The sequence below is a fragment of the Kitasatospora sp. NPDC059599 genome, from assembly GCF_042735125.1.
Lineage (GTDB): Bacteria > Actinomycetota > Actinomycetes > Streptomycetales > Streptomycetaceae > Kitasatospora.
Genome location: NZ_JBHWCL010000058.1, coordinates 1 through 13,568, shown reverse-complemented (window position 1 = coordinate 13,568; position 13,568 = coordinate 1). Strand labels below are relative to the sequence as shown.

At 72.9% G+C, this 13,568-nt stretch carries 10 protein-coding genes and 1 pseudogene; 7 read left to right on the top strand and 4 right to left on the bottom strand.

The features are described 5' to 3' along the window. Nucleotides 1-54: 54 nt before the first annotated feature. The 5 genes from ACFV04_RS21125 (at nt 55) to ACFV04_RS21105 (ending at nt 7,083) form a co-directional block, all read left to right on the top strand. Nucleotides 55-2,256: a protein kinase gene (locus ACFV04_RS21125; RefSeq protein ID WP_380531063.1), complete on the top strand. Its 2,202-nt coding sequence runs from the start codon at nt 55-57 to the stop codon at nt 2,254-2,256. Continuing rightward, nucleotides 2,253-4,385, top strand: a complete 2,133-nt coding sequence (locus ACFV04_RS21120) for a PQQ-binding-like beta-propeller repeat protein (RefSeq protein WP_380531060.1) — start codon at nt 2,253-2,255, stop codon at nt 4,383-4,385. Before ACFV04_RS21125 ends, ACFV04_RS21120 begins: the two co-directional genes overlap by 4 nt. A 26-nt stretch (nt 4,386-4,411) precedes the next feature. Then, nucleotides 4,412-5,221, top strand: a complete 810-nt coding sequence (locus ACFV04_RS21115) for a hypothetical protein (protein WP_380531057.1) — start codon at nt 4,412-4,414, stop codon at nt 5,219-5,221. Between the two features lie 146 nt (nt 5,222-5,367). Then, the gene (locus tag ACFV04_RS21110; RefSeq protein WP_380531054.1) at nt 5,368-5,892 is read left to right on the top strand and encodes a hypothetical protein; all 525 of its coding nucleotides are present in this window, start codon (nt 5,368-5,370) and stop codon (nt 5,890-5,892) included. A gap of 258 nt (nt 5,893-6,150) precedes the next feature. After that, complete coding sequence (locus ACFV04_RS21105) at nt 6,151-7,083, top strand: immunity 53 family protein (RefSeq protein WP_380531051.1); 933 nt, start codon at nt 6,151-6,153, stop codon at nt 7,081-7,083. Between the two features lie 296 nt (nt 7,084-7,379). On the opposite strand, the gene ACFV04_RS21100 is transcribed toward ACFV04_RS21105, so the two are convergent. Both ACFV04_RS21100 and ACFV04_RS21095 read right to left on the bottom strand, forming a co-directional pair. Beyond that, a complete protein-coding gene (locus ACFV04_RS21100; RefSeq protein WP_380531048.1) occupies nt 7,380-8,231 on the bottom strand; it encodes an NAD(P)H-binding protein in 852 nt (283 codons plus the stop codon). Between the two features lie 221 nt (nt 8,232-8,452). Further along, on the bottom strand, nt 8,453-9,334 hold the full coding sequence (locus tag ACFV04_RS21095; protein WP_380531045.1) for an SDR family oxidoreductase: 882 nt from the start codon (nt 9,332-9,334) through the stop codon (nt 8,453-8,455). Nucleotides 9,335-9,422: 88 nt separating this feature from the next. On the opposite strand from ACFV04_RS21095, the gene ACFV04_RS21090 reads away from it, so the two are divergent. Further along, nucleotides 9,423-10,001, top strand: a complete 579-nt coding sequence (locus ACFV04_RS21090; RefSeq protein ID WP_380531043.1) for a TetR/AcrR family transcriptional regulator — start codon at nt 9,423-9,425, stop codon at nt 9,999-10,001. Nucleotides 10,002-10,754: 753 nt separating this feature from the next. Beyond that, entirely contained in the window at nt 10,755-12,365 is a 1,611-nt protein-coding gene (locus ACFV04_RS21085) for an amino acid permease (protein ID WP_380531040.1), read from the top strand. 397 nt (nt 12,366-12,762) lie between these two features. Here ACFV04_RS21085 and ACFV04_RS21080 read toward each other — a convergent pair whose 3' ends face one another. Further along, complete coding sequence (locus tag ACFV04_RS21080; protein ID WP_380531037.1) at nt 12,763-13,446, bottom strand: response regulator; 684 nt, start codon at nt 13,444-13,446, stop codon at nt 12,763-12,765. Further along, nucleotides 13,443-13,568, bottom strand: a pseudogene (locus ACFV04_RS21075) (sensor histidine kinase); the annotation flags it as partial. The pseudogene ACFV04_RS21075 and the gene ACFV04_RS21080, both read right to left, overlap by 4 nt.

The following is a 13,568-nucleotide window of genomic DNA, read 5'->3' as shown; positions in this document are numbered from 1 at the left end:
GCACGTGTCACTGTGTCCTGTCTGTCATGACGGCAACACGCGTGGGGAGGCTTGGTGGCTGCCGGCAAGAACGCCGAGGGCATGCGGGCGCAGCGGCCTGTGTTCGTGGGCCCGCATCAGTTGCTGCGGCTGTTGGGCGCGGGCGGGATGGGGGAGGTGTTCCTGGCCCGCTCGCCCGGGTTGAGGCTGCTCGCGGTGAAGGTGATCAGGGCCGAGTACGCCGAGGACCCGCAGTTCCAGCGCCGCTTCCAGCAGGAGGTCGAGGCCGCACGGCGGGTGACCGGTTTTCACACGCCGCCCGTGGTGGACGCGGAGCCGCGTGGTCGCCGTCCTTGGATGGCCACGTCCTATGTGCCCGCGCCGACCCTCGGCGAGGTGGTCCTGCGGTTCGGCCCCTTCGGCGAGGCGGGAGTACGGGCCCTGGGCGCTGCCCTCGCCGAGGCGTTGGCCGCGATCCATGCGGCGGGGGTGGTGCACCGTGACCTCAAACCGGGCAATGTGCTCATTGCGCGGGACGGTCCGCGCGTCATCGATTTCGGGATCAGCCGTGCCTTCGACGCCGTGCACCTGACCCGGACCGGCATGGTGTGCGGCACACCGGGCTACATCGCCCCCGAGCGCGTGGTCTCCGGCTCGGTCACCTCCGGCGCGGCCGATGTGTTCTCGCTGGGCTGCGTGCTGGTGTACGCGTTCACCGGTCGCACGCCGTTCGGCGGCGGTGAGCCCGCGCAGGTCAACCGGCGGGTCGTGTACGAGGAGCCGGACCTCTCCGGAGTGCCCGCCGGATGGCACCCCTTCGTGGCCTCCTGCCTGGCCAAGGACCCCGCCCGGCGGCCCACCGCGGCGGCCGTGCTGGGCGCGCTGGCCCCGGCCGATCCGGCGGCGCTGCTGGGCCCGGGGCTGCTCGCCGACCTCGATGCCCGGGAGCGGCAGGCCGAGGCCGATCTGGGCGCGCCGCAGGCCGATCCGCCAGCGCTGCCGGTGCGGACGTGGCAGTCGCTCAGCCGGCGCGGCCTGTTCGGGCTCGGCGCCGGGCTCGGCGCGGGGGCGGCCGCCGCCGTCGGCGTGCCGCTGCTGCTCACCCGTCGCGCCCAACTGGCCCGTGGCGCGGCGGCGGTGGGCGAGGCCGCGGACGCGTGGGGCGCCGAAGCGGCAGGTTCCGGCACGCCGCCCGCCGCGCCGGCGCCGCTGTGGAGCACTCCGATCAGCGGTCTGACGATCGGTCACCAGCTGTCCTTGCTCGATGCCACCCCGGTGTGGTGGAGCGGGGGGCTGGGCGCGGTCGGCTTCGACGGGGCGACGGGGCGTCAGGTCTGGTCCCGGCAGGACGTGCAGTTCTTCCAGGTACAGAGCGACCTGATCTACGGGACGTCTGCGGGTTTCGCGAACCTGGTGTGGCTGAACGCCGGGGGCGAGAGCGGTCAGAGCCCGCTCGGCGTTCCCGCCGCGCAGCGCGACGAGGCCGCGATGAGCCTGCGGGTCTTCGGTGCGGACAGCCGGACGGTGGTGCTCGCCCGCCAGACCTCCCTCACGGGCGGCGGGGTCGTGGCCGGGGCCGAGCTGAGCAGTGGGACGGTGCTGTGGCAGCAGGAGATCTCCCAGAACATGGCGGTGTCCTCGGCCCGCACCGGCGAGAACCGGCTGAGCGGTTCCGGCAGCGCGATGGGCCTGGTCGCCGACGGCCGCTGCTACTTCGAGGACAGCGGCGTCATCCACGCGGTGGACCTGCGCACCGGCGCGTCGCAGTGGCAGGTCACCGGCCTCACGCCGGGGAACACCGGGACGCCCTCGCGGCTGCTGCGCACCGGCGAGCTGCTGCTGGTGGTCCGCGACGCCGCGGTCGCCGCCCTGGACCCGGCCACCGGGCAGCAGCGCTGGGCGGCTCCCGCCGTCCCGCAGGCGGTCTTCGGCTGCGCGCTCGGCGCCGGCCGGCTGCTGCTCTCCGGGGCCCGGGGCGCGGCCTACTGCCTGGACGTCGCGACCGGCAAGGGGTTGTGGCACACCACCGTGGGGGCGACGGCCGGGACGGGAACGGGCGCGGACTTCCAGGCGCCGTCAGCCGGAGACGGCTTCTTCGGCGTGCCCCTGCGTGACGGATCGTCCGGAGCAGCCGTCCTGAACGCGGCCGACGGCGCGATCCGCTGGGTGGCGAAGGCACCCTCCGACGAAGGCCAGTGGACCACCGCGGCCAAGGGCGGGACGCTGTTCTGCGGCTCCGCCACCACGCTGCGCGCCTTCGGGGCAGGTGGTGCGTGAGCACGCGGAGCATCGGCCCGTACCGCGTCCTGCGGCGGCTCGGCGCGGGCGGCATGGGCGACGTCTACCTGGCCACCACCGACAGCGGCCGCCCCGTCGCGGTGAAGACCGTGCAGCAGCAGTACGCGGCCGACGCCGAGTTCCGGCGCAGGTTCACCCAGGAGGTTGCGGCAGCCAGGGCAGTCAACGGGGCGTACACCGTGGCGGTGGTGGATGCCGACACCGAGGCGGAACTCCCTTGGCTGGCGACCGAGTTCGCTGCCGGCCCGTCGCTGCACGAGGCCGTGGCCCGGCACGGCCCGCTCACCGGGCCCGCGCTGCAGGTGCTGGGGGCGGGACTGGTGGAGGCGCTGGCCGCGATCCACCGCGCCCGGATCATCCACCGCGACCTGAAGCCCTCGAACATCCTGGTCACCCGGGACGGCCCGAGGGTCATCGACTTCGGCATCAGCAAACCGACGGTCGACGCACTGCCCACCGCGAGCGGCGAGATCATCGGCACCCCCGGGTTCATGTCCCCCGAACACGCGGTGGGCGAGGACCTCACCCCCGCCAGCGACCTGTTCTCGCTCGGCGCCGTCCTGGCCTTCGCCGCCACCGGCCGCCCGCCCTTCGGCGACGGGCCGGCGGCGGTGCTGATCTACCGGTCCGCCGAGGAGCCCCCGGACCTCGACGGAGTACCGCCGGAACTGGTGGGGCTGCTGGTGCGCTGTCTGCACCGGGACCCGGCCCGGCGGCCCGCACCGGCCGAACTCGTCGCAGCGTTCCGGTACGGTCCGGCGGTCGGCACCGACTGGATGGGCGGGGCCGAGCGGACGGTGCGCCGGCGCGAGCGGGACCTGACCCGGGTGCTGAGAGACCCGAACGGCACCCGGCGCCGCCTGCTCCTGCTCGGCGGAGCCCTGCTCGCCACGGCCGCCACGGCGGGCGCCGCCCGAATGCTGTGGCCCGGCCCGGCCGGCGGCGCACCCCCGCAGGCCTGGTCGCTCACGCTCCCCAGGGCCGGCATGGCTCCCGTCGCCTGCGGACCGGAGGCAGTGGTGTGCGCGGACCGCACCGGAGTGGTCGGCTACGCCCGCACCGACGGGCACACCCTGTGGAGCAGCACCGCGGAGACCGGCATCCTCCCGGTCGGCGACGGCAGCCGGGTGTGGACGGTGGACTCGGCCGGCGTGGTGCAGGCGCGCGACGCCCGCAACGGCACGACGCTCTGGCGGTCGGCCGACACCGTTCCCGGTGCGCAGTCCGTCGCCCTGCCGATACCCGGCCTGTTGCTGGTCACCGGCAAGGACGGCGCGCTGCACGCCTACGACGCGGCCGGCGGGGGCCGGCTCTGGACCGGCGCCGCGCTCGGCACCTCGTACCGCCTCCAGGGCATGGCGTCGGCCGGCCTGCTGGTCGTGACGCTCCTCGCCGGGACGAAGGAGGCCGCGAGCGGCGCGTTCCGCTTCGCCGGGCTCGACAGCGCGACCGGGCGGCAGCGCTGGTCGCTCGACGCCCAGGACCTGTACGCGCCGCCGACCGGCAGCCGGCTGTACGCCCTGACCTCGGACCTGGCCCTCGCCGCAGTGGACGCCCAGGACGGCGCCACCCTCTGGAGCCGGCCCAGCGGCCTTCCATCGGCCTCCGCGACCATGTTCCTCGCCGCCTACCAGGGCTCACTCTCGCTCCGCCAGGACGTGCTCACCTGCCTGCCGCCCGGAGGCGTGCCGACCCCGGACCAGCAGGTCAACACAGCGGCGTTCGACTCCACCCAGGGCGCCCGGCTCTGGAACGGCCCGCGCAGCGGCTCCGTCACCGGGAGCGCGGACGCCGCAGGGGTGCTCGTCCTGGGCGGGCCACAGGGCGCGACCGGCATCGGCCTGCGCACCGGGCGCACCGCCTGGACCTGGCAGTCGCCCCAGGGCGCCGCCACCGTCCGGGGCTGCGCCGGGGAGCTCGTCCTCCTCACCGCACCCGCCGCCGCCGGCGGGATCACCGTGCAGGCGCTCACCGTCACCGGCGGCACCCCGCAGTGGCAGCAGACCCTCGCCCGGCAGCCGGGCAACCCGCAGGTCCTCCTCCAGGACTCCGCCCTGCTGGTCGGCTACGGAACCACGCTGACCGCCTACCACCTGCCCAGCAGCTGACCCGCCCCGGAAAGGTTCACCACCAGATGGCCGACATCGAGGACACCCCACCCGCGACGCAGCCGCTGCCGACCGCCGCGTCCACCCGCGTCCTGCCGGGGCAGCCCACCCCGGCCACCCTCCCCGACCCGGCGGACCTGCGCCCCGCCGGCCCCACCCGGCGGTGGACCTGGCTGCTCGGCGGCCTCACCGCCGGGGCCGGCGCCGCCGCCCTCGCACTGAGCCTGGCCGCCAACCTCGTCGACCCGGCACCCACCGCCGCGCCGACCACCGCGGTGACCACCGCGGCAACCGTCCCCGGTGCGCCGTCCTCCGCCGGTCCGGCCGCCCCGGCCACCCCGACCACCGCGCCCTACACCACGCTGGTCGACGGCTGCGCGCTGCTGCGCCCGGAGACGGTCGAGCGTCACATCAAGGGAGCCACCTGCACCGCGCCGCCGCCCGCCGGCGGTGCGACCACGTCGAACGCGACCTGGACGAGCAAGGCCGCCGGCTACGCCGACGCGCAGGTCGTCGTCACGCTGTCCCCGACCGCGGAGACCGTCTACCAGCAAATGCTGACCACCAGCCGGACCACGGCGACCAGCACCGGCGCGAAGATCACCGACGACCGGGCCGTTCCCGACCTCGGCGACAAGGCGACCCTGCTCTACGTCTCCTACAGCGGCTTCGGCCACGTCGAACTCACGGTGACCCAGCGCAACGCGCTCGTCACCGTCAGGTACTCCGCGCTCACCTACTCCGGCCTGACCCTCAAGGACGTTCCCAGCGACACCGCCGAGGCAGCCGCCATCGCCTGCGCCAAGGACGCGCTGGCCACGCTCACCACCTCGTGAACCCCCGGCCTGGACCTGCGCACACGCCCGCTCACTGCCACCCGGCCGAGCAGCAAACCGCAGGCAGGCCCGGCGGGGCGTGTGAGCGATCTCGTGTAAGTGCCTTGTGGTTATCGGATGCTGAGCTGGCTGCGATCATGAGCCACATGCTGTCGCTGACGATGAACGATGCTGCGGCCGAGATGCTCGTGCTTACTGGTGGGGCCGTCCTGACGCCGCCCGGTGGCCTTGCCCCCGGCCTGCGTGGCCGGCTTGCGGAAGGGATCGCCCGCCGAGGAGATGTACTCACCTGGGCCGACTCGACGGGCAACGCCGACGGCGCTCCCTCGTTCTTCGGCGACCTCACGGGTTGGGAGTGCGCCGACAGCTCCTTCCACCTGGAAGACCACGTCCCCGTCGATGTTCAGATCATCGACGACGCCCCGCAGATCTCGCAGGACGATCAGCGAGTCCTTCTCCTTCACGGGATCGCATTCGCCATGGAGTTCCGCCGGCTCGTCACCGAACTGGACCACCCAAGCCCGGTGCGCTGCATCGTCGGTGCCAACGAAACCAACGCGACGTTCAGGTTCCACCAGATCCGTGCAGGCGAGTCATGGCACAGCCCGGACCTCGACAGCTACCGGACGGACAAGATGGTCGTGATCGACCTCAGGCCGGCTGACGGCTGATCCCCCTCAGCATCGGTGCGCACGTCCCCTTGGTGCCGAGAAGGCCGGGCGGGCCTCAGAACAGGGAGGCGTCGGCCCACGGAATCCGACCCTGACGCCGCTGACTGAACGGCATGACCTGCGGATGATGACGAGTTCCAGCTCCATTGATGGTCCTCACGGCAGGACCGGAACCGCGAACGGGAGCCAGTCGGGCGGTGGCATTGAGAGCCGCGTTGGTCCCTTTGTGAGGGAGATGGACAGTAGCATGATGGTCAGGTGAACCAGGCCGAGATCGATCAGCTTCGACAGTCCGGATCCGACACCGGCCATGCCGAGTTCGGCGAACGCATGGTGCGGGCTCTGCGCGATGGTCTGTCTGCTCTGGAAGCGCTGCCGCGGGACGATGAGTTCTGGCGTGGCTGGGCGAACGATCGCGTGACGGTCCACAAGCTGCACGAATACGCCAGTGAACAGTTGGACCGTGATCCTGCTGACCGGGTGGCCCGTTGGGCCCTGGTGGCGCTGGCGCTCGCTCGCGGAGCCAATGACGGAGGCCTCTCGCTCCTGGGGCCGGAGATCGCCACTGATCCGGCGGTCGTTGCGGATGCCCTGGTGATCGCGGACTGGGTTGCACGGGAGATCGGGTTCGATCTCACCCGCGACCTGCGGGTGGTGCTCGGGTGGGCTGATCGCCAGGCGTTGGAGGAACTGGCACGAACCGATGACGGGCAGGCGGCATGGGCCGCATTGCGAGTCCTGGACGGGGGTTCGTTCATCGCGTCCCCACAGGCAGTTGGACCAGCCGCGTCCGATTTCCGATCCGCGACTCGCTTGGCAGCACCTGCCATGAGCGATTCGGAGCATGTCCTCGACTGGCTGCAGGGTTGGTATGTGGCGCAGTGCAACAGCGACTGGGAGCACGAGTGGGGCGTGAAGATCGACACGCTCGACAACCCCGGCTGGACCGTCCGCATCGATTTGGAGGAGACGGACCTGGAAGAACACGAGTACCCCCGCCAGGACGTCAACCGCGGCACGCACGACTGGGTCCGGGCGTGGACCTCCGAGAAGACCTTTCACGCCGCGTGCGGCCCCGGCAACCTCACCGAGGCCCTCACGCTGTTCCGTTCCTGGGCGACCGCGAACACTCCCTGCGCAGTCACGCAGCCCGAGACCCAACCCGGCGAACCTACGCAGTCACAGCACTAGCTGTCACCGCACCCTTGTCGTCGTCCGTCATCGGATCTGTTCGGATGCGTGTTCCGGGGGCTCCGGGTTCGTTGGACACCTGTCGTTATCTGTCGTCATTCGAGCGTTCGACGGCAGGCAGGGTGAGGCAGCCGAAGCAGCGGGAGTACAACGACCGCCCGGCACGGGTGCCGGGCGGTCGTTGTACTCCGGAGGGCGGTGGGTGCGCCGCTGCGCGTTCCACCGCTGTGACTGGGGTGGGGGAACCGGGGTGCCGGGCAGGCCGGGGCCCTGTGTGGCTGGTGGGCAGGACGAGTTCAGCGGAAGTCGTCGGCGTGGTCGACGGCCCACTGGGCGTAGGTGTGTGCCGGAGCGCCGGTGATCTTTTCGGCGATGACGGAGGTCACGGCCGCGACGCCGTCGGCGGCGGACCACTGGCTGACGATCGTCTCGGCGACGACCGGGTGCATGGTTCTGGCGACTTCCGCGCGGGCCTGCTCGTCGGAGACGTGTTCGACCCGGATGTGACGACCGATGGCCTCGCCGATGTGCTCGACCTGGCGTTGCAGGGTCAGGGACTCGGCGCCGTGGATGGTGTAGGCCTGGTGCGAGTGGCCCGGTTCGGTCAGGGCGGTCACCGCCAGCGCCGCGATGTCCTTCTCGTGTACCGGTGCCGACTGTGCGAGTGGGTAGGGGAGGCGGACGGCGTTGCCGGTGCGGATCGATTCGGCCCACCAGGTGCGGGTGTTGGTCGCGAACGTCCCGGGCCTGAGGAACGTCCAGTCCATGCCGGAGCGTTGGACGGCCTGCTCGATCGTGCGGTTCAGGCGGGTGACCGGGTGGTGGGCGTCGGGGTCCAGGACGACCGACACCGACGAGAGCAGGACCACGTGCCGGATCCCCGCGGCTGTGGCCGCCGCGGTGACCTTCTCGATGTCGTAGGGCTTGTGGGGGTCGAGCATTCCGTACAGGAACAGCTTGTCGGCGCCGTCGAGTGCTGCGGGCAGCGTCTCGGGACGGTCCAGGTCGGCGACGACTGCTTCGCGCCCCGGTGTCAGGCCCGCGGCTGGGGTCCTGCTGACTGCTCTGACCTGCTCACCGGCGGCCAGCAGGCCGTCCGCCACATGACGGGCGACATTGCCGCGAGCGCCGAAGACAACTGTCGGCATGATGGAACCTCCTGCTTGTCGTGGAGATGAACTGCCGCATCTGCGCGGGTGGTGCGAGGTGTGTCGCTGCCGCGCGGGAGGGGCGGACCGGTGCCGGCGGGCCCGGTTGTCGGCGATGGTGTGAGGAAGGGGAACGGGCCGGGAACCGGGGCGGGTTGACCGCGGGGTGTGCGGGTACGGGGTGTCGCTGCGGGGGGCCCGCCCCGGTCGCCGGTCGCCGGTCAGGGCTGGATGTTCTCCAGGTCCTCCAGCAGGCCGGGGTGCTGCGGCTGCCAACCGAGTTCCTGCCGGGTGCGGGTGCTGGACGAGGGCTGGTCGGCCTTGAAGATCGGGCCGAGCGGGCCGTAGGTCTCCTCCGGCACCGACTCGACCGGCAGGCCCAGCCGTCGGCCGATGACGGCCGCGATGTCCCGTACCTCGTCCCCCTCGTCGGCGACGGCGTGCCAGGCGGTACCGGCCTGCGCCTGTTCCAGGGCGAGCCGGAAGAGCACGGCCGCGTCGAGCGCGTGGACGGCGGGCCAGCGCTGTGTGCCGTCGCCGGGGTAGCCGGAGATCCTGCTCCGGCGTGCGATGTCGGTCAGCAGACCGGCGAACCCGCCCGCGCCCTCGTTGTGGACCGTGCGCGGCAGGCGTACGGACGTGCTCCGGACCCCGCGCGAGGCCAGGCCCAGAATTGCCGTGACCGTGCGGCCGCGGCCGCCGACCGGCCCGTCGGTGGGCACCGGGTCGGCCTCGGTGGAGGCACGGCCGGGCACCCAGGGCGTACCCGAGACGGTGACCAGGGGGCGGTCACTGCCGACGAGTTCCTCGCCGAGGGTGGTGAGGGCGGCGGTCTCCTCGGCGATGTTCCTGGCGAGGGCCTCGGGGCTGCTGAAGTCGTTGCCGAAGGCCAGGTGGATGACCCCGTCGGCCTGGGCGGCGCCGGAGCGCAGGACGTCCGGATCGGCGAGGCCTCCCCGCAGCGGTTCGGCGCCGGCTGCCTGGGCGGCCTGTGCGGAGGCGTCGGAGCGGGCGAGTGCGAGGACGGTGTGGCCGTTGCCGAGGAGTTCGGCGACGACGGCGGAACCGATCAGACCGGTGCCGCCGGTGACGAAAACGCGCATGGGAAAGCCCTCCCGAAAGTGATGGGACTCTTGTCCCATCACTCTAGCAGGGTGATGGGACAAGAGTCCCATCGCATATGCTGAACCCATGAGTCGATGGGAACCAGGTGCGCGTGAACGCCTCGTCGTGGCTGCGGTCGACCTGTTCACGGAGCAGGGGTACGACGCCACGACGGTCGCGCAGATCGCCGAGCGTGCCGGGGTCACCAAAAGCACCTTCTTCCGGCACTTCCCCGACAAGCGCGAGCTGCTGGTCGCCGGGCAGGAGACGCTGAGCCGGCTGCTGGCCGAGGGGATCGCCGACGCCCCCGGTGACGCCAGCCCGCTTGAGGCAGTCGCTGCCGGCCTCGAACGCGCCTCGACCGCGATGGGCCCCGGGAGCCGCGAACTCGCCCCCCGCCTGAAGGCGGCCGTCGCCGCCAGCGCCGAGCTTCAGGAGCGCGACACCCTCAAGACCGTCAGCCTCGCGGCCGCGATGACAACCGCTCTGATCGCCCGCGGCGTACCCGATCCGACCGCGGCTCTCGCGGGCGAGCTGGGCGTCCTCGCTTTCAAACGGGGGTACGCCGAATGGGCCGAGGACGACCGAGGCGCCGAGGACGACCTCGCCGGGTACACCCTGGCGGCCCTGAACGAACTGCGCGCGGCAAGCGCATCGCTGGGCTGACCGGACGAGCACCGCCCGGCACCGGCGCGGTGGACGAGAAGCAGACCTCCTTCAGGCCGGCCCGGTCCTCCTCGTTCAGGGTCCAGGGGTGTCGGGTGAGCCGGCCGGTCACCTGCCGCACCGCCGGCAGCCGCGGCTGCGCGCCGACCGGAGCCCGGCGGAGGGCGGCGAGGCGGGAGCGGACCAACCGGTAGGTGACGGGCCGTTGTTCGCAACGACTTCATTGTGGAGATGGGTGACGCTGGTGCATCCCGCGGCGAATCGTTGCTCCAGGCAGGGCGTGTAGGGGGCTACCCTGCCCGAGGACCGGGCTCCCGCTCCGTCCGGGGCCCGGCACTCCGGTCCCCTCCGCTCTCCCGGCTACGCCCGCAGCGACCGGGGTCGCGGGTCGGTCGACGGCGCCGCGGGGTCGATCGGCGGCGCCGCGGGGTCGGTCGGCCCGGTGGGTCGCATCCGAGGTGACGTCGGCGGCTCGGGGCGGTGGTGATCGACGACGGCTGGCGCACGGTGTCGGTGAGGGCGTTTCTCCGTGGTGGACGGCGTGGTCGTCGCGTTCGACGTGCCCACCGGCCCGGAGCGGTCGGCCGCCGCGCCCCGGAGCCCGGCCGATGGGCGTCCGTGCTCCGGCCGATGGGCGTCCGTGCTCCGGCCGGCGGGTGTCCACGCCTCGGTCGGACCGGCCGGAGGACTTGATCACGACGGGTGGTCGGGGCGAGGATCTCCCCCGGTTGGATCACAACGGGGGGAGCCGTGATGTCCGAAGACCGGTCGGTCAGTCGTGGGCTGAGACAGCGCCACATTGCCATGATCGCGCTGGGCGGTGCGATCGGAGCCGGGCTGTTCGTCGGCTCCGGCGTCGGGATCGCCGCGGCGGGGCCAGGGATCGTGGTGTCGTACGTGGTGGCCGGGGTGCTCACGGTGCTGGTCATGCGGATGCTCGGCGAGATGTCCGCCGCCCGCCCCGGCTCCGGGTCGTTCTCCGCGCACGCCACCCGTGCCTGGGGGCCGTGGGCCGGGCTGCTGGCCGGCTGGATGTACTGGGCACTGCTGGTGGTGAGCGTGGCGGCGGAGGCGATCGGGGCGTCCCGGATCGTGGTGGGATGGCTGCCACAGGTGCCGGCCTGGGTGTGGGTGGCGGCGTTCATGGCGCTGTTCACCGGGACGAACCTGGCGGGCGTACGGCACTTCGGCGAGCTGGAGTTCTGGTTCGCCGGGGTGAAGGCGGCCTCGATCTGCGCGTTCATCCTGCTCGGCGCCGCCGCCGTGCTCGCCGGCCGGACGCCGGCCGCGGAGAACCTGACCGCGCACGGCGGCCTGCTGCCGCACGGCTGGCACGGGGTCGCGGTGGGCACCGTCGCGGCGGTGTTCGCGTACGGCGGGCTGGAGACGGTGACCATCGCCGCCGCCGAGTGCGAGGACCCGGTGGCCGCGGTGCGCCGGGCGGTGCGCACGGTGCTGTGGCGGGTGGCGCTGTTCTACGTCGGCTCGATGGCGGTGATCGTCGCCGTGGTGCCGTGGGACGACCCGGCGGTCGCCGGCGGCCCGTACGCGGCGGCGATCGGCCGGATCGGGGTGCCGGGCGCGGCGCAGCTGATGAACGCGGTCGTGCTGGTGGCCCTGCTGTCGGCGATGAACGCCAACATCTACGGCTCCTCACGGATGCTGTACGCCCTCGCCGCCCGGGGCGACGCCCCGCGCCTGCTGACCGGCCGCGGCCGGTCAGCCGGACGCGGCGGCGACGGCGACGGCGACGGCGCGGCCGGAGACTCGGTACCGGCCGGCTCTCCGGCTGCCCCGGCCGGGACCGGCCGCGCCGTGCTCGCCTCGGCCGCGTTCGGCTTCGCGTCGGTGGTGCTCAGCCTGCTGTGGCCGCGGACCGTCTTCCCGTTCCTGCTGAACTCGATCGGGACGGCGATCCTGGTGGTCTGGATCCTGATCGCCGCTTCCCACCTGCGGCTGCACGGGCGGCGGCAGCGCACGGACGGGCCGGAGCAGCGGGAGTTGGAGCAGGAGCGCAGGCCGGAGCAGCGGGAGTTGGAGCAGGAGCGCGGGCCGGAGCAGCGGGGGTTGGAGCAGCAGCGCGGGCTGCAGCAGGCGGCCCCGATGTGGGGCTTCCCGTACCTGGGTTACCTGGTGCTGGCGGCGATGGCCGGGGTGCTGCTGTTCATGCTGGTGGACCCGGGCAGCCGCAGCCAGGTGCTCTGCACCGGCGCGTGGACGGCGGTGCTGCTGCTGGTGGCCGGGGTGCGGCGGCGCCGTCGCGGGCCGGAGGCCGATCCGGTCGCGGCACCGACAGCCGCCACACCGGCCGCGACACCGACAGCCGCCACACCGGCCGCTACTCCGACGACCGCCACTCGATGAGCGCCGGGACGCCCCTGACTCGCGGCCCCGCAGGCCACCCCACTTGGGGATGAGCTCAGTGTCCGCATAATCCTGGGTATGCGGGAGACCGCAACGGCGGCCCGGACGCCCACCGCCGTTCCGCGCGACATCGCCGACGGTTCGGCATCCTCGCCTGCCGTGCAGGTCAGGGTTCGTTTCGCGGCCCGCGGCCGAGCGTGATCGGGTGGTCGGCGGCACGGGCCGGGATCGGCAGCACCGACCGGCCGCCCACCCGGGCCTCCGGTGGCGCCGGCGCGAGCGACAGGTACTCCCCGAAGCCCAATCCTGCTGCGACCAGGGGTGTGCCGGCGCATCCGGAACGCGGCGGACTCGTGGTCGCGATCGTTCTTCTGGTCCTGCCCCTACCGTCTGCCCCCTACCGTCTACGCGGCACGAGTCCGGTTTCGAAGGCGATGATCGCCAGGTGGACGCGGTCCCGGGCTTCGAGTTTGGCGAACAGACGCGCGACATGGGTCTTCGCGGTCGCCGCGCTGATCACCAGCCGCTCGGCTATCTCGCCGTTCGACAGTCCCTGTCCGACCAGTGCCAGCACCTCGCGTTCCCGGTCGGTGATCCCCGCGATGGGACTCGGGTCCGCGGCGGGCTCGGCGTCCGGTTCGGGGGCCGCGGGGCCGGACGTTCCGGCGAAGTCCGCGATCAGCCGTCGGGTCACGCTCGGCGCGATCAGCGCGTCGCCCGCGGCCACCACGCGGATCGCTTCCAGGATCGCGTCCAGGGCCATGCTCTTGAGCAGGAATCCGCTGGCCCCGGCGCGCAGCGCGCCGTAGACGTACTCGTCGTGGTCGAAGGTCGTCAGCACCAGGACCTTGGGCGGGTCCGGCTCGGCGGTCGCCTGTCGGGTCGCCTCGATCCCGTCCACGTCCGGCATCCGGATGTCCATCACCACGACGTCCGGCCGCAGTTCACGCACCAGGCGCACCGCCTCGCGGCCGTCGCCGGCCTCGCCGACCACCTCCAGGTCGTCGGTGGCGCCGATCAGGATCCCGAGCCCGACCAGCATCAGCGGCTGGTCGTCGACCAGCAGCACCCGCACGCTCATGCCGGGAGCCTCGCAGCCACCCGGAATCCGCCCTCCGGACGCCGGCCGGCGCTGAACTGGCCGGACAGCAAGGTCACCCGCTCGCGCATGCCGAGCAGGCCGAAGCCGCTCCCGCCGGCCGC